This window comes from Brevibacillus sp. SAFN-007a (genome assembly GCF_051967035.1).
In the GTDB taxonomy this organism is placed as follows: domain Bacteria; phylum Bacillota; class Bacilli; order Brevibacillales; family Brevibacillaceae; genus Brevibacillus.
The window spans coordinates 87,506-103,161 of record NZ_JBQCKK010000012.1; the positions used below are offsets into that span (position 1 = coordinate 87,506).

Here is a 15,656-nt window from a genome sequence, read left to right on the forward strand (position 1 = left end):
CGATAGAGGAGGGCTGTGCTTCTTCGCCGTTGTTGCGGCGCTGATGGGCACGTTTACGGTCGAGAAACCGGCAGCGTGAACCCCCGTCTGACGCGGCGGAAAACGGAAAATGAGGATTGACAGGCGAATGAATATCCGATAAATTTTGCATTAGGGAAACATTTTTATACACAAGCATATTATTTTGCTGTGGAGAATATTATTGGTTAACAACTACAATTTTGTGTATAAGCATAGATGAGCCAGCCCTATCGGATGGTGCTGGGAAATCTATGGTCAACGACAGGCAAGAACGAACACCCATGATTAGATACTTTGGAGGGAATCTCATGAATCGTGCAGTGTCAGTCAGAGAGCTTCACGTCTCCTATTTTGGAGTCGAAGTGGTGCGCAATGTCACATTTGCCATCGAACAGGGAAGCATGGTGGGCGTGATAGGTCCAAACGGAGCGGGGAAGTCGACCATGATCAAGGCCATGCTCGGATTGATCGGCAAGGACAAAGGAGACGTCCTGTTTTCCGGCAAGGAAGTGAATGAAGTCCGCAAGCAAGTCGCCTACGTGCCGCAACGGAGCCAGATCGACTGGACGTTTCCGATCACGGTGATGGATACCGTTCTCATCGGAACGTACCCGAGCATCGGCTGGTTCCGCTTTCCGAAAAAGAAGGAAAAGGCGTGGGCGATGGAATGCCTGCGCAAAGTCGGTCTGGAGGACTTTGCGAAGCGGCAGATCGGCGAGTTGTCCGGCGGCCAGCAGCAGCGCGTCTTTTTGGCCAGGGCACTGGCGCAAAAGCCGGAACTGCTCCTTCTGGACGAGCCGTTTGTCGGGATCGACGTCGCCAGCGAGGAGACGATTGTGCGGATTTTGAAGGAGTTGAAGCGTGAGGGCAAAACGATCGTGGTCGTCCACCATGACCTGAGCAAGGCGAATGCGTACTTCGACCAGCTGCTGCTTTTAAACAAGGAGCTGATCAAGTTCGGAACCGTCGAGGAAGTGCTGAATCGAGAGGTCATGGAGAAAGCATACGCGCATCAACTTCAATTTCTCGAGAAGGTCGAGGTAACGGCGTGATGGATTTTTTACAAGCAATCGCACACTATGGATTTTTGCAAAAGGCTTTGTTTACATCGGTGGTAGTCGGCATGATCTGCGGGGTCATCGGCAGCTTTATTATCTTGCGGGGCATGTCGCTGATGGGGGACGCGATCTCCCACGCGGTTTTGCCGGGAGTAGCCCTGTCGTACGCCTTCGGAGTGAATTTTTTCCTGGGGGCGGTCGCCACTGGCGTCTTGACGGCCATCGGAATCGGCTACGTCAGCCAGAACAGCCGGATCAAGAACGACACGGCTATCGGAATTTTGTTTACCTCGGCTTTTGCCCTGGGGATCATCATGATTACGATGCTGAAAAGCAGCACGGACCTGTATCACATCCTGTTCGGGAACGTGCTGGCGGTCCGGCCGTCCGACATGTGGGTAACCGTCGGCATTGGCGTGATTGTGATCGTGACCGTCTTCGCGTTTTTCAAGGAGCTGCTGCTGACGTCGTTTGACCCGACGATTGCGGCCGCCTACGGGTTGCGCAACAATCTCATCCACTACCTGCTGATGACTTTGCTGACGATGGTGACCGTGGCGTCGTTGCAGACGGTGGGCATCGTACTGGTAGTCGCCATGCTGATTACCCCGGCTGCGACCGCGTATTTGTTGACGGACCGTCTGTCGGTGATGATTTTCCTGGCCGCCGGCTTCGGGGTCATCTCGTCTATCATCGGTTTGTACTTCAGCTTTACCTACAATCTGGCTTCGGGGGCAACGATCGTCATGGTGGCAACCGCGCTGTTTCTCATGGCGTTTCTGTTCTCCCCCAAGCACGGGGTTGTCTGGAAAACGATTCGAGCCCGGCAAAAAAAAGTCGAGCTTTCCAGGTAAAGGAGAATTCGCATGAAAAAATGGAGTTTGTTTCTCGTCTTTGTCCTGGCAACGGTCCTGCTTGCTGCATGCGGCGCTCCGCAAGACAACTCGGCCGAGCCGGGCAAATCCGGCAGCGACAAGCTGCGAGTGGTCACGACGTACTCGATTTTGTACGACATTGTCAAAAACGTGGGCGGCGATCGCGTCGAAATTCACAGCCTGGCTCCCGTCGGCTCCAACCCGCACGAATACGATCCGTTGCCGGTTGACGTGCAGAAAACAACCGATGCCGATGCCGTGTTCTACAACGGCCTGAATCTGGAGGCAGGAAACGCGTGGTTTGAAAAGCTGATGCACACAGCAGGCAAGTCCGGTCCGGATGCGCCCGTGTTCCGCCTGAGCGAAGGCGTAGCCGCTAAGCATTTGACCACCAAAGGCAAGGAAAGCGAAGAAGACCCGCACGCCTGGCTGGACATTCGCAACGGCATCAAGTACGCGGAAAACGCACGCGACGCCCTCATCAAAATCGACCCGGCACACAAGGAGACGTACGAGCAGAACGCAAAGGCGTACATCGAAAAGCTGCGCGCCCTGCATGAAGAAGCCGTCAAGCAGTACAGCCAGATCCCGCGCGAACAGCGCTTCCTGGTTACGAGCGAAGGCGCGTTTAAATACTTCAGCGAGGCGTACGATTTCGACGCCGCCTACATTTGGGAAATCAACTCGGAAAACCAGGGAACGCCTGAGCAGGTCAGCCAGGTAGTCGACCTGATCCGCGCGAAAAAAATTCCGGCGCTGTTCGTCGAAACGAGCATCGACCCGCGCAGCATGGAAATGGTCTCGCGCGAAACCGGCGTGCCGATCGTCGGCAAAGTGTTCACCGACTCGCTCGGCAAGCCAGGCGAGGACGGCGATACGTACATCAAGATGATGGAGTGGAACATCAAGACGATTTACGAAGGGTTGACAAAAAAATAGACAGCAAAGCATGCACAGTTCTCCTGGTGGGGAACTGTGTTTTTGTTGGCAAACGATTCGACGAGAAGAGCAAAGGATTGTCTCGTAAAAAAACACAAGATTGAGTATAATAGTTGAGTGTGAAATGGGACTGCGGAGTCTTGCAAGCAATCAATCTGTGACGTTGAAAGAGAGTGGGAATGTATGGGTCGCAAGTGGAACAATATCAAAGAGAAAAAAGCTTCGAAGGATGCGAGCACCAGTCGTATATATGCCAAGTTCGGGAAGGAAATTTATGTGGCCGCCAAGCAAGGCGAGCCGGACCCCGAGTCCAACCGGGCTTTGAAGGTCGTTCTGGAGCGAGCCAAAACCTACAACGTACCGAAAGCCATTATTGACCGCGCGATCGAAAAAGCGAAGGGCGGATTCGAAGAAAACTACAGCGAGCTGCGCTACGAAGGCTTCGGACCGAACGGCTCCATGGTCATCGTCGACGCCTTGACGAACAACGTCAACCGCACGGCGTCTGAAGTGCGCGCCGCCTTCAACAAAAACGGCGGAAACATGGGCGTGACAGGCTCTGTCGCTTACATGTTCGATCCGACGGCGGTGTTTGGCCTCGAAGGCAAAACGGCCGAGGAGGTCCTCGAAATCCTGATGGAAGCCGAGGTAGACGTTCGCGACATTCTGGAAGAAGACGGAGCGGTGATTGTCTACGCCGAGCCGGAGCAGTATCATGCCGTGCAGGAAGCGCTCAAGAAAGCAGGCATCACCGAGTTCACCGTAGCCGAGCTGACCATGCTCGCGCAAAACGAAGTGACGCTGTCCGAAGAGGCGCAAGCCCAGTTTGAAAAAATGATCGACGCCCTCGAAGACCTTGACGATGTGCAACAGGTGTACCACAACGTCGACCTGGGGGAATAGGGTCAAGAAGAGAAAGACCTTTGCCGCGTGGGTGGCAAAGGTCTTTTTGCTTGCGGCGGCACCTGCAAACGAACAGGGAACGGCTGCTGCGACGCGGAGGAAAGGGCGAGCCTACATGCGGCCTAAAAATAAAACCGCCTCCGAAAAGGAGACGGCATATATCGAGCTCGCTAGTTTTGAGGTGGTACCGATCATCACGTGCGACGCATCTACCTCCTGAAGGGAGTTAAAAGCTGTTAGCCGTGTTGCGGTTTTCCTTTACTCACTAGGTGATCGTGTACATCATCCATGGCACATCGCCTCCGAAGGGACTACAGCCTGTTTGAACACACACCACCGAGCTCGATGAAAATAGTATGATCCGATTTCCGGCTTTTATACGCGCGAATCGCGAATGGCAAAACGCGCTGCGATGGCAACCGTTATTTCAACAGTCGCGCGGAAAGGGCGTTCAGCATCGACTGGTTGCTGTAGGCGGTGCCTCCGGCCAATCCGGGATTGACGGCATTTTCGTAGACCTGCCGGTTTTTGACTACACGCAGGTTGTTCCATTCGTTTTGCTGTTTCACCTGTTCAAAAGCGCGGGCGGCATCAGGATCGCTGCTTTTATCGACCATCACGAACAGATGATCCGGGTCTGCCTGGGCCAGCTCTTTCAGGGAGAGCGCCACGGGCTCTTTTGCTTGCTCCACGACGCTTGGCATTGCCAGTCCCAGATCGGTGTACAGCAAATAGTTGTACCGCTCGTTTTTCGGATAAACGAGAAAAGCGCCTTCGTGGAACCAGGCAGTCAGCACGATTTGGTCCTTGATCGGAGCCAACTTGTCACGAGTCTTTTCCGTATTCGTCCGGACCTTGCTTACAATCGCCTCGACGTTGGCGTCTTTGCCGCGCACTTCTGCAAGCAGCCGCAGGTTGTCTTCCCAATGCGCTCCGTTCGAGGAGACAGGGATCACCGCTGCCGCGCTTTGCAGCTTGCTACGCTTTTCTTCGGACGTCTTGTCGGAGGTCAGGATCGTGTCCGGCCCCAGGGCGGCAAGATCGCCGACGTGGTCTGCGATGTTCGCCGGGAGCTTTAGCGTATTTTGCGTAATTGCGGCGTATTCTTGTGGAAACGCCCCTGATTTTTCCACCGTGGCGGCAAACGGCGGGATGCCGGTCAAAAGCGCATCTTCAAAGCTGCTGCGAGACTCGACAAAGGCGATTTGCTTCGTGCGCGCCGGGATTTCATAGGTGTTGCCCAAATACTGGATAGAGCGTGTCGGCTTGGCGGCACGATCGCCTGCGGCTTGTCCTCCCGGCCCGCTCGCACCGCATGCTGTCAGCACCAGAAAAACAGCTGTTATAGGGATGGCCAGTAGCTTTTTATACATCGCTTCGTCACTCCGATCGTACCATGGTCTGTTTTTTGCAAGAGAGGTGATCCCAGTAAATTATAGGCTACCCGAATCGGGGTGGACTGCCTCATTCCTGAACTTTTTCAGACATTCTCCGGAATCCTTGGTTTTTTCAAAATTGACACCGCCAGAACGATTATGCTTTACTGAAATCAATGATCGCCCAACAAGCAAATAGCGGCGGATGATGATTGTAGGAGAGACTAAACGAACCGTTTAGCACCGAAGGAGCAAGTCCCATAAACCCTTTGGGATCAATCTCTCAGGTACCAGATACTACAATGCGGACGCACCTCTGGAGAGCGCTGACTAAGCCACCCAAGGGGAATACTCCCGGATTGCTGCGCGGAGCCAAACTCTCAGGTAAAAGGACAGAGGAAAGGTAGAGTATCGTCACTCTATCTTTCCCCTGTCCTTTTTCTATAAAAGAAAAGGCCAGCTTCCCGTCTCACGCATTTTGCTCGGATTGGGCAGTCTATGGAAAAGAAACCGCATCGCGAACAGGAGGAATCTCTTATGAACCACGAGCCTCACAAAAACGAGAACCGCGCCGTCTTGCTCATATCGTGCCCGGAGCGGCTGGGCATCATCTCGGCCGTCTCCAACCTGTTGTTTGGCTACAAAGCCAACATCGTGCAGTTCGACCAGCACACGACAGACCCGCGCGACGGCATGTTTTTCATGCGGATTTTGTTCGATCTGGAAGCGCTGCCCGAATCATTCGGAAAGCTGGAGCAGGATCTGGCGAAAATGGCCGAGGAGTACCCGATGGACTGGCGGCTCAGCAAAGAAAGCCAGCGAAAGCGCATGGCGATTTTCGTTTCCAAAATGGATCATTGCCTCGTCGAGCTGCTGTGGCGCGTCAAGTCGAAGGAAATTCTCGTGGATATTCCCATGGTCATCAGCAATCATCCAGACGCCAAAGAGACGGTGGAGGCGTACGGCATTCCTTTTTACCATATTCCGCTGACCACCCAGAGCAAGGAAGAGGCGGAGCGCAAAGCACTTGAGCTGTTGCAGGGCAACGTCGACTTCATCGTCCTGGCCAGGTACATGCAAATTTTGTCCCCGCGCTTCGTCGCGCAGTACCCGAATCGGATTATCAACATTCACCACTCCTTCCTGCCGGCGTTCATCGGGGCCAACCCGTACAAACGCGCCTTCCTGCGCGGGGTGAAGCTCATCGGGGCGACTGCCCACTACGTGACCAACGATCTGGACGAAGGGCCGATCATCGAGCAGGACGTCATTCGCGTCAACCACCGCTATACGGAGGAGGACTTGAAGGTGGCCGGACGCCACGTCGAGCGAAACGTCCTGGCGCAGGCGATCTCCTGGCATGTCGAGGATAAAGTGATCGTGTACGGGAACAAGACGATTGTGTTTGCGTAGCAATCTGGCGTGCGAACGAGAACCCGGAGCAGTTCCTCTGTCATGAAAAAATCCACCCCGCATCAGGTGGATTTTTTTGCTGTAAGGCTCATCTGGAAACCTCTTGACAACCATCTTCAAATATCAAGAAAAATGCTAAAATTTAACTGATGATGAAATGAGGGGAGGTATACATGTGATTCCGATTGTTTTCTATCTGATCCTGCTAGCAATCTTTATTTACTTACTTACGAAAAGGTCAGACTTCATTAGGAAGGATCGAAGGCTATTTATCGCATTGGCTGTAATGGTGTGCTTTGGGCTTATGATGAGCGTAGTGAATTTTTGCCGCAACTGCCCCCGTGACATTTTTTATGCCAGCAGGTATGGTGGAACATAGAAGTTTTCACGTACAGCTAAACAGGCGAGGGATGAGGTGAACAGATGCAGTTCTATTCCAAATACATAAAGAAATACGGTGTGGTCGCGAGCATCTCCATGGTGTTTCTGCTGGTGGAGGCGCTGTGCGATCTGTTGCAGCCGACAATCCTGTCGCGGATTATCGACATCGGGGTGGCAGAGCGCGACATGGATTACGTGCTGAAAACCGGGGGACTGATGCTCTTGATTACGGCGCTGGGCGCGGTCGCCGCCTCCATGCGCAACGTGCTCGCCACCTACGTGTCGCAAAACTTCGGGGCGCAGCTGCGGTCCGATTTGTTTTCCAAGGTGCAGTCCCTGTCGTTTGACAGTCTCAACAAGTTCGACCGGGCGTCGCTCGTCACGCGACTGACCAATGATGTCAACCAGGTGCAGGTGTTTGTCAACGGGATGATGCGCATTTTCGTCAAGGCGCCGCTGGTGTGCATCGGGGGACTGTTCATGGCGACGCAGCTGAACGCGGATTTGGCGGTCGTGCTGGTGGTAGTCGTGCCGATTGTCGGCTTGTTGATCGTTTTGAATCTGAAAATCGGTTTTCCGTTTTTTCTCAAGGTGCAGCAAGCATTGGACCGGGTCAACGGAACCATGCGCGAGTATTTGTCCGGGGTGCGAGTCGTCAAGGCGTTCAACCGCTTTGACTTCGAGGTGGGCAAATTCACGCGGGCCAACGAAGAGTTGCAGCGGAAGTCGCTGTCTGCCACGCGCGTCATGTCCGTATTCAGCCCGGCGATCATGCTGACGGTCAACCTCGGGATTGTCGCCGTGCTCTGGTTGGGCGGCCTCGGCGTCGAGCAAGGAAACATCCAGGTCGGACACATTGTCGCGTTCATCAACTACATGACGCAAATTTTGTTTTCGCTCATGATGATTTCGCTCGTTTTCAACATGTTCGTGCGGGCCAAGGCATCGGCTGGCCGGATCGGCGAAGTTTTTGCCGAAGAAAACCGGATGAGCTGGAAAGAGAGCGCGGCGCAAAGACCGGGAGCGGAAACGGGCCGGATTGACTTTGAACAGGTCAGCTTTTCGTACGATGACCCGGCTGGGCAGCTTGTCTTGAAGAACATTTCGTTTTCGTGCCTGCCCGGCGAGACGGTGGGGATCATCGGCTCGACAGGTTCGGGGAAAACCACGCTGGTCAGCCTGATTCCGCGCTTCTACGATGCGACGGCAGGGACGATTCGCGTAAACGGGCAGGATGTCCGCGAGGTGGACCCGGCCAAGCTGCGCGAAACCATGGCGATTGTTCCGCAAAAAACGACGCTGTTTACGGGAACGGTGCTGGAAAATATCCGCTGGGGCAAGGAGGAGGCCACGGAGGAGGAGGTCGAGGCGGCGGCCAGGATGGCAGAGGCCCACGCGTTCATTGCGGCGATGCCGGAAGGCTACCAGACGCGCGTCGGCCAGGGCGGAGTCAACTTTTCCGGCGGGCAGAAGCAGCGCATCTCCATCGCCAGAGCGTTGGTGAAACAGCCGGAGATTCTCATTCTCGACGACAGCACGAGCGCGGTCGACGTGGCGACGGAGAGCAAGATCAAGGAAGCGCTGCAAACGTACGCCAAAGGGCTGACCTGCATCCTGATCGCGCAGCGGATCACCTCTGTCATGGATGCCGACAAGATCGTCGTGCTCGACAACGGAGAGGTCGCCGGAATCGGCACGCATGAAACGCTACTGGCCACGTGCCGGGTGTACCAGGAAATCTTTACGTCGCAAATCGGCAAGGAGGTGAGCTAGGATGAGCCAGCAGCAAAAGCAACAGCCGTTTTTCCCTCCCCGTCCGGGCCGCGGCTTCGGACATGGCGGTGCGCGCGTGCCGGTGAGCAAGCCGAAAAACTTTTCCGCGACGCTGAAAAGACTGTGGCAGGCGTTCGGACGGGAAAAACGATGGCTGCCGCTCGTGTTCGCCATCGTTTTCGTGGATGGCTTGCTGATGCTCTCGGCCCCGTATCTGATCGGGAAGGCCATCGACGCGATGACAGGCGGGGCAGAGGCGTTCGGCTTTTTGGCGATCATCATTCTCGCTTTGCTCGGCTCGTACATCCTGGACGGAGCCTTGACGTTTTTGCAGGGCTGGATGATCGCCGGCATCACGCAGCGGATCGTGACCAACATGCGGCAGGCGTTGTTTGAGAAGCTGCAAAAGCTGCCGATTGCCTTTTTCGACTCGCGCACGCACGGCGAGCTGATGAGCCGCCTGACGAACGATATCGACAACGTCAGCAACTCCATCTCGCAGTCGACGACACAGCTGATGTCCGGGGTGATCGTACTCGCCGGGTCGCTGGTGATGATGCTCGTGCTTTCGCCGCTTCTCACACTCGCCTGCCTGATTACGGTGCCGCTCGTCTTTTTGCTCACCCGCACGATTGCGAAGCGAACCAGTGTGCTGTTCAAAAATCAGCAGATCGAGCTGGGCAAGCTGAACGGCCACATAGAAGAGACGATTTCCGGGATTCAGGTCGTCAAGGCGTTCAACCACGAGCAAAAGGCGATTGCCGACTTTGATGCGATCAACGACAGGCTGTGCAAGGTCGGGATGAAGGCGCAAGTCTGGTCGGGCTTTTTGATGCCGATGATGAACGTGATCAACAACCTCGGCTTTGCGATGGTGGCGATTGTCGGCGGAATCCTGGCGGTGAAAGGGATGATTACCGTCGGGGTGATCGCCAGCTTCCTCAGCTATTCGCGGCAGTTTGTTCGCCCGCTGAACGATCTCGCCAACATTTTCAACGTGTTGCAGTCTGGCGTAGCGGGCGCGGAGCGGGTGTTCGAGGTGCTGGACGAACGGGAGGAGCCGCTCGATCCCCCGGACGCCGCTCTGCTCAGCGAACCGAAAGGGCACGTCGTATTCGACCGGGTGAGCTTCGGCTATCACCCCGACCAGCCGATTTTGAAAAACGTCAGCTTCGAGGCGCAGGCGGGAAGCATGACTGCTCTGGTCGGTCCGACGGGCGCGGGCAAGACGACCGTCGTCAATTTGCTGACGCGCTTTTACGATGTGACGGAAGGAACGATTTACCTCGACGGCAAAGACATCCGCGAATACTCGCGGGACAGCCTGCGCAGAAGCTTCGGCTTCGTGTTGCAGGACACGTACCTTTTTTCCGGGACGATCAAGGAAAACATCAAGTACGGCAAGCCTGACGCGACAGATGCCGAAGTCGAGGTGGCCGCTAAAATGGCGCATGCCGATGTGTTCATCAACCGGCTGCCCAAGCGCTACGATACGCTGCTGACGGAAAACGGCGGCAATCTGAGCCAGGGACAGCGCCAGCTTTTGGCGATTGCCCGCGTCATCCTCGCCCGTCCGTCGCTTCTGATTCTCGACGAGGCGACGAGCAGCATCGACACGCGGACAGAGCTGATTATTCAGGATGCGCTCGCGTCGATCATGGAAGGGCGCACGAGCTTTGTGATCGCGCACAGGCTCGGCACGATTCGCGACGCCGATACGATCATGGTCGTGGATCGCGGAGAAATCGTGGAGAAAGGTAGCCACGACGACCTGATTGCGCAAAAAGGGGTGTACTACCAGCTGTTTTACAACCAGTTCAAAAATGTGCAGGCCGCTTCGTCCTGATACAAACAGCCCGTCTGGCACGCTGACTTTTCCGCGTGCAGACGGGCTGTTTTGCCGTCACTTGCCGAAGTAATCCAAAATAAACTCCTTGAACCGAACCGCAGCCGGAGACAAATACCCGCCTTTGACCTGCGCCATGCCGATGACGCGCTGGCATTTCGGCTCGCGGATGCGGATTTGCGCGATTTTGCTTTGGTCGATGCCGCGCAATTCGGGGAGCAGGGACACACCCAGTCCGGCTGAGACCAGCCCAGCGACGGTGGCCGCCTCCTCGCCCTCAAAGGTCACCCGGGGGACGACGCCGAGTCCCTCAAACAGCTGGTCGGTCGTACGCCGCAGCGCGTAGCCCTTTTTCAAAAAAATAAACGATTCCTCGGCGATTTCCGCAAGCAGGATGCTCTCCCTTCCGGCCAACGGATGTCCAAGCGGCACGATGGCGAAAAGCTCCTCGCGCCAAAGCGGCGTCCACTGGATCGGCAGCCTGGTTTCCGTCGGCTCGGCGAGAAGGCACAGGTCCAGCTTGCCTGCGCGGAGATGCTCCAGAAGCGAATAGCTGTGGTTTTGGATCATCGTGAAGCCGATGGAAGGCGACTTGGCGCGAAACGCGCCGATGAGGTCGGGAATCAGGCTGGTGCCGAGCGTGTGCAAAAAGCCGAGTGCCACCTCGCCGTGGTCGGGGTGGACGAGATCGCGAAGCTCCTGTTTTCCGTCCTCGAATTCTTTGAGGATGCGAGTGACGCGCTTCAAGAAAAGCTGGCCGTACCGGTTCAGCATGATCGTCCGCCCTTGCCGTTCAAAGAGCGGGACGCCCAGTTCTTCCTCCAGACGCGCGATAGAGCGGCTGAGCGCGGGTTGGGAGAGCGACAACGCCTCTGCTGCGCGGGTGACGTGCTGCATTCGGGCGAGCGTCTGGAAATATTCGAACTGCTGCCATTCCATGAAAGCGACCTCCCTGTGCGACGATCACGTGTGATTGAATCATTACTGTTGTGCATCAAAATCATGATTACAATAAATTATACATTATGAATTGTCAATGATAGTATAACAGTGAAACGGGTAGAAATGCGGGGAGGTTTCATCATCATGGGATACATCAGGCAAGGTACGACCGCTTTTCGCAAGATCAATCTGGCGTTTTTTGCGGCAGGCTTCAACACGTTTGCGATTTTGTACAGTACGCAGCCGCTGATGCCGGAATTTACGCAAGAATTTCATATTTCTCCGACGATGGCGAGCCTGTCGCTCTCGTTGACGACGATCTCTTTGTCCGTCAGCTTGCTCGTGTTCGGGACGATCTCGGAGGTGTGGGGACGCAAGCCGGTGATGATCGGCTCGATGCTGGCCGCCTCCCTCCTGTCGATTCTGACGGCGTGCAGCCCTTCATACGAATCTCTTCTGCTTTTTCGCATCATCCAGGGAATTTCGCTAGGCGGCCTTCCTTCGATTGCCATGGCCTATCTAGGTGAAGAAATGGAGCCAAAAAGCCTGGGAGTGGCGATGGGGCTGTACATTAGCGGCAATTCGCTGGGGGCGGTGTGCGGACGGATTCTCTCCGGCATGCTGAGCGACTGGTTCAACTGGCACATGGCGATGGGCGCAATCAGCCTGATGAGCCTGGTCGCCACGCTGATCTTCTGGCTCAGCCTGCCTGCTTCGCAAAATTTTCATCCGCGCGCCCCCGAGTTGCGCAAGCTGGCGGCTTCCATGCTCAGCCACTTGCGGGACCCGGCTCTTTTCTGCCTGTTCGGCATCGGGTTTCTGAGCCTCGGCAGCAATGTGGCGCTTTACAATTACGTCGGGTATGTCTTGACCGCACCGCCTTATTCGCTCAGTCAAACACTCGTCGGCTGGATTTTCATCGTATTTCTCGTCGGCATGTTCGCCTCCGTCTGGATGGCGAAGCTGGCAGACAGGTTCGGCAGGCTGAAAATGCTGCTCGTCTCCTTGATGCTGACGCTGCTCGGTGCGTGCCTGACGCTCGACACTCATCTGGCGGTCATTATCGCGGGCTTGCCCGTGCTGACCTTCGGCTTTTTCGGGAGCCATTCGATCGCGAGCGGCTGGGTCGGGCGGCGGGCGACCCACGACAAGGCGCAAGCATCGTCGCTCTACCTGTTCTTTTACTATGCTGGCGCAAGCGTCGGAGGCACGATGGGCGGCCTGTTCTGGTCCTCGCTCGGTTGGGGCGGTGTCGTTGCGATGATCGCCGGATTCATGGCCGTTGCCTTCGTGTTTGCCCAGCGCCTGTCCAAAATCATCGCCACTCCGTCTAGGCCGTCCGTGGAGAGAAAGTGGACGGTGGCGAAGCTGAAATGAAGCGGCGGAGCCCCTTTCTTTTCGAAAAGGAACGGGACGAGGCTATGGAGTGCAAAACCAGCCAGGGTCGCAGCATGTTCCGACATGATCCCCTCACGGCAGACAGGAAAAAAGAGTCCAAAACAGCTTGGACTCTACCCTGTAGACCGGAGGGGATTTTTCACGATACCGCGTCACGCATCGAGGCTGGCTACTTCTGGGCGTGTCTTTTTTCCTGGATGACGCAGCCGAGGTAGAGCAGCAACAGCAGCAAGGAAACGTACACGGAACCATCGAAGTAGCTTTTAAACAGCTCGCGCGACCAGCGATCCTCGCCGATAATCCAGTAAGCGAGCGAATTGGAGATGGCGATTCCGTCATTTGCTGCAGGGATGAGACTCTCGGTGTAGTTTTGGGCAAGGCAGACCGTCGATAGCACGGATGCGAACAGGAGCACAAGCGTTACGGCTGAGTAGTAGTTTCTCGCACCGATTCGCTTCAGGAAAAAAAGAACGAGTGCAACAACCAGACCGGCCATCATGAGAAACAGCATGGTTCGAATCCTCCTTTGGCAAGATGAGCCAAATGCTTTTGGAAATCTTGTTGGGCAAATGCAAGCGATTGGCTTCTCTTCTAGGCTTGTTGTGGTTCTATATACATTTTACCAGTTGCGGAGTTCATTTGGCATTTTATAAAACGGCAGCCGACGTAGCTTAACCGAAGAAGCGGAACATGAGAGGTCCCCCGCTTTTTTTTACCGTTTCCAGGTTTTCTCAAATCCAAAATGGTAGGATAGAACCGGGAAGGAGAGTGATCGCTCATGCTTCGAAAAGTGCTGGTCGCGCTCGCATCTGCGCTCATTTTGTGCCTGGTGCTGGCCTGGTCGACCTACACGCCAGCAGGCGAGCGGGAAGAGGGTGTCTACCATTGGTCGTACGGCTCGCTGGTCGTGATTTATCTCATCTATGCCCTCCCCGTCTATTTGCTTGGCGGGATTCCGTTTGCCTATCTGATCGAGTTCGCCGAACGCAAAACGGGGTGGAAGCATCCGCTGGCTGTGTATTTCTTTCGCTTTTTTGCTTATGCGTTGGCGGGCTACATCGTGTTGGGACTGCTTGTCCTATCGAACGAGGGCTCTTTGCGTGATGCTTTTGCGTCGTACGGGTTGCTGCTGTTGGGCGGAAGCGCGGCTCTGTTGTACGGCCATGTCCTTCTGTTCAGCTTTTGGCTCGTGAAAGGACGAAAGGATTGGTAGTGATCGGCATGACCATTGGCGGTAAAGACAGAAAGTTGTTGAAACTTGCAGGCTGCTGACCCGTATGTATAGACGAACAGATAAAAAAGGGGAGGCGGAACATGAACGACAACAACGTAGTAAAGATGAATCCGTTCCAAGCCGGGGGAAAGCTGCTCACGACCATTCTCGTACTTGCCGTCTTGATCTTGCTCGGGACCCAGTCGTTTACGATCATATCAGCAGGGCATAGCGGTGTCGTGCTCCAACTGGGCGCGGTTCAGCCAAAAGTTTTGCAGGAAGGCATGCACTTTAAAATTCCTTTTATCCAGACCGTCATCCCGATGGAGGTACGGGTTCAAAAATCGGAGACGAGCCAAACGTCCGCTTCGCGCGATCTGCAAACCGTCTCGACGACCATCGCGGTCAACCACCATCTGGACAGCGAAAACGTCAACAAGCTGTACCAGCAGGTGGGGCTGGAGTACAACAGCCGCATCGTCGACCCGGCGATCGCCGAAGCCCTGAAGGCCGTCACCGCGCAGTACACAGCAGAAGAATTGATCTCCAAGCGCTCCGAGGTGAGCAACAAGGTCAAGGAGGTACTGCGCCAAAAGCTGTCTACCTACCACATTATTCTCGATGAGATCAACATTCGCGAGTTTACGTTCAGCGACGAATTCAACCGCGCGATCGAGTCGAAGCAGGTAGCGGAGCAGCAGGCGCTCAAGTCGAAGCTCGACCTGGAGCGGATCAAGATCGAAAAGGAACAGGAGATCACGCGCGCGCAGGCACAGGCCGAAGCGCTGCGTCTGCAAAAGCAGGAAGTCACGCCGGAGTTGATTCAGCTCAGACAGATCGAAGCGCAGCTGGAAGCGATCCGCAAGTGGGACGGCAAGCTGCCGAACGTCACAGGCGGCGCGACTCCGTTTATCAATGTAGGGAACCAGTAACGACAAAAGCGAAGACCATCCGGGCCACGAATGAGCCGGATGGTCTTCGTTTTTGGTTTAGCGCGTGCTCTCGAACAGCTCCAGCCATTCGCCGTCCGGCCCGCGGAAAAACATGTAGCGGGAGCCGTTCGGCAGCGTCGTGATCGCTTCGTCGATGAAGGACACGCCAAGCTGCTTCAGTCGCTCGATCTCGGCTTCGAGGTGATCCACGGCAAACGCCAGATGGTGCACCTTGCCTTCCTCCGGCAGCGCGTCGTTGTAGCCGTGAATTAGCTCCAGCTCCGTCTCTGTGCTGCCCGGAAACCCGAGAAAAGCGAGCGTAATAATCTGATTGGAATGCACGAGCGTCCCTTTCAGCTCCATGCCGATCACGTTTGTGTAAAAGGCGATGGACGCCTCCAAATCTTTGACCATCAGCCCGACGTGCTCGATTTTTTTGATTGCCATGCGCGGTTTCTTCCTTTCCCTGACAAGCTCGTTTTCCTTTCATTGTAGAAGATTTGCTGCGAAAAGTCTGCCCGTCGGGTGCTGCATGCGGCGCTGGATTCCTCCCATTGCCTGCGCTGATGGCGTCCATCGAATGATT

General features: G+C 55.4%; 14 protein-coding genes and 1 riboswitch. Of the genes, 10 read left to right on the forward strand and 4 right to left on the reverse strand.

Translation table 11 applies throughout. The features are described from left to right. The first annotated feature begins 329 nt into the window (after positions 1-329). From ACTHO6_RS14065 to ACTHO6_RS14080, 4 genes are all read left to right on the forward strand, one after another. A complete protein-coding gene (locus tag ACTHO6_RS14065; protein ID WP_440242271.1) occupies positions 330-1,073 on the forward strand; it encodes a metal ABC transporter ATP-binding protein in 744 nt (247 codons plus the stop codon). Next, a complete protein-coding gene (locus ACTHO6_RS14070; protein WP_440242347.1) occupies positions 1,073-1,933 on the forward strand; it encodes a metal ABC transporter permease in 861 nt (286 codons plus the stop codon). Before ACTHO6_RS14065 ends, ACTHO6_RS14070 begins: the two co-directional genes overlap by 1 nt. A 12-nt stretch (positions 1,934-1,945) precedes the next feature. After that, the gene (locus ACTHO6_RS14075; protein WP_440242273.1) at positions 1,946-2,893 is read left to right on the forward strand and encodes a metal ABC transporter substrate-binding protein; all 948 of its coding nucleotides are present in this window, start codon (positions 1,946-1,948) and stop codon (positions 2,891-2,893) included. Positions 2,894-3,076: 183 nt separating this feature from the next. Then, positions 3,077-3,796 (forward strand): YebC/PmpR family DNA-binding transcriptional regulator, encoded by a 720-nt coding sequence (locus tag ACTHO6_RS14080; protein ID WP_440242275.1) that lies wholly within the window; start codon positions 3,077-3,079, stop codon positions 3,794-3,796. Positions 3,797-4,218: 422 nt separating this feature from the next. Here the strand turns inward: ACTHO6_RS14080 and ACTHO6_RS14085 are convergent, their stop codons facing one another. Continuing rightward, complete coding sequence (locus ACTHO6_RS14085; RefSeq protein ID WP_440242277.1) at positions 4,219-5,169, reverse strand: ABC transporter substrate-binding protein; 951 nt, start codon at positions 5,167-5,169, stop codon at positions 4,219-4,221. A gap of 208 nt (positions 5,170-5,377) precedes the next feature. Further along, positions 5,378-5,482: riboswitch (glycine riboswitch) on the forward strand. 227 nt (positions 5,483-5,709) lie between these two features. Here ACTHO6_RS14085 and purU point away from each other — a divergent pair. From purU to ACTHO6_RS14100, 3 genes are all read left to right on the forward strand, one after another. Further along, positions 5,710-6,585: a formyltetrahydrofolate deformylase gene (gene purU, locus ACTHO6_RS14090; protein WP_440242279.1), complete on the forward strand. Its 876-nt coding sequence runs from the start codon at positions 5,710-5,712 to the stop codon at positions 6,583-6,585. 423 nt (positions 6,586-7,008) lie between these two features. Continuing rightward, complete coding sequence (locus ACTHO6_RS14095; protein WP_440242281.1) at positions 7,009-8,739, forward strand: ABC transporter ATP-binding protein; 1,731 nt, start codon at positions 7,009-7,011, stop codon at positions 8,737-8,739. A 1-nt stretch (position 8,740) separates the two neighbouring features. Beyond that, positions 8,741-10,585 (forward strand): ABC transporter ATP-binding protein, encoded by a 1,845-nt coding sequence (locus ACTHO6_RS14100; RefSeq protein ID WP_440242282.1) that lies wholly within the window; start codon positions 8,741-8,743, stop codon positions 10,583-10,585. 57 nt (positions 10,586-10,642) lie between these two features. On the opposite strand, the gene ACTHO6_RS14105 is transcribed toward ACTHO6_RS14100, so the two are convergent. Further along, entirely contained in the window at positions 10,643-11,524 is an 882-nt protein-coding gene (locus tag ACTHO6_RS14105) for a LysR family transcriptional regulator (protein WP_440242285.1), read from the reverse strand. 147 nt (positions 11,525-11,671) lie between these two features. On the opposite strand from ACTHO6_RS14105, the gene ACTHO6_RS14110 reads away from it, so the two are divergent. Continuing rightward, on the forward strand, positions 11,672-12,904 hold the full coding sequence (locus ACTHO6_RS14110; protein WP_440242287.1) for an MFS transporter: 1,233 nt from the start codon (positions 11,672-11,674) through the stop codon (positions 12,902-12,904). A gap of 190 nt (positions 12,905-13,094) precedes the next feature. Here the strand turns inward: ACTHO6_RS14110 and ACTHO6_RS14115 are convergent, their stop codons facing one another. Then, entirely contained in the window at positions 13,095-13,436 is a 342-nt protein-coding gene (locus ACTHO6_RS14115; RefSeq protein ID WP_005834497.1) for a hypothetical protein, read from the reverse strand. A 267-nt stretch (positions 13,437-13,703) separates the two neighbouring features. On the opposite strand from ACTHO6_RS14115, the gene ACTHO6_RS14120 reads away from it, so the two are divergent. Together ACTHO6_RS14120 and ACTHO6_RS14125 are read left to right on the forward strand one after the other, a co-directional pair. After that, positions 13,704-14,138: a hypothetical protein gene (locus ACTHO6_RS14120; protein ID WP_440242290.1), complete on the forward strand. Its 435-nt coding sequence runs from the start codon at positions 13,704-13,706 to the stop codon at positions 14,136-14,138. A 101-nt stretch (positions 14,139-14,239) separates the two neighbouring features. Then, complete coding sequence (locus ACTHO6_RS14125; RefSeq protein WP_440242292.1) at positions 14,240-15,070, forward strand: prohibitin family protein; 831 nt, start codon at positions 14,240-14,242, stop codon at positions 15,068-15,070. A gap of 57 nt (positions 15,071-15,127) precedes the next feature. On the opposite strand, the gene ACTHO6_RS14130 is transcribed toward ACTHO6_RS14125, so the two are convergent. Continuing rightward, positions 15,128-15,517, reverse strand: a complete 390-nt coding sequence (locus ACTHO6_RS14130) for a VOC family protein (protein WP_440242295.1) — start codon at positions 15,515-15,517, stop codon at positions 15,128-15,130. Between the last annotated feature and the right edge of the window lie 139 nt (positions 15,518-15,656).

Excerpts from the sequence above, each read along its gene's own strand:
- ACTHO6_RS14125 (WP_440242292.1), top strand. The coding sequence starts at position 14,240 with ATGAACGACAACAACGTAGTAAAGATGAATCCGTTCCAAGCCGGGGGA.
- ACTHO6_RS14070 (WP_440242347.1), top strand. The coding sequence starts at position 1,073 with ATGGATTTTTTACAAGCAATCGCACACTATGGATTTTTGCAAAAGGCT.
- purU (WP_440242279.1), top strand. The coding sequence starts at position 5,710 with ATGAACCACGAGCCTCACAAAAACGAGAACCGCGCCGTCTTGCTCATA.
- ACTHO6_RS14105 (WP_440242285.1), bottom strand. The coding sequence starts at position 11,524 with ATGGAATGGCAGCAGTTCGAATATTTCCAGACGCTCGCCCGAATGCAG.
- ACTHO6_RS14100 (WP_440242282.1), top strand. The coding sequence starts at position 8,741 with ATGAGCCAGCAGCAAAAGCAACAGCCGTTTTTCCCTCCCCGTCCGGGC.
- ACTHO6_RS14120 (WP_440242290.1), top strand. The coding sequence starts at position 13,704 with ATGCTTCGAAAAGTGCTGGTCGCGCTCGCATCTGCGCTCATTTTGTGC.
- ACTHO6_RS14130 (WP_440242295.1), bottom strand. The coding sequence starts at position 15,517 with ATGGCAATCAAAAAAATCGAGCACGTCGGGCTGATGGTCAAAGATTTG.
- ACTHO6_RS14075 (WP_440242273.1), top strand. The coding sequence starts at position 1,946 with ATGAAAAAATGGAGTTTGTTTCTCGTCTTTGTCCTGGCAACGGTCCTG.
- ACTHO6_RS14110 (WP_440242287.1), top strand. The coding sequence starts at position 11,672 with ATGGGATACATCAGGCAAGGTACGACCGCTTTTCGCAAGATCAATCTG.
- ACTHO6_RS14085 (WP_440242277.1), bottom strand. The coding sequence starts at position 5,169 with ATGTATAAAAAGCTACTGGCCATCCCTATAACAGCTGTTTTTCTGGTG.
- ACTHO6_RS14095 (WP_440242281.1), top strand. The coding sequence starts at position 7,009 with ATGCAGTTCTATTCCAAATACATAAAGAAATACGGTGTGGTCGCGAGC.
- ACTHO6_RS14115 (WP_005834497.1), bottom strand. The coding sequence starts at position 13,436 with ATGCTGTTTCTCATGATGGCCGGTCTGGTTGTTGCACTCGTTCTTTTT.
- ACTHO6_RS14065 (WP_440242271.1), top strand. The coding sequence starts at position 330 with ATGAATCGTGCAGTGTCAGTCAGAGAGCTTCACGTCTCCTATTTTGGA.
- ACTHO6_RS14080 (WP_440242275.1), top strand. The coding sequence starts at position 3,077 with ATGGGTCGCAAGTGGAACAATATCAAAGAGAAAAAAGCTTCGAAGGAT.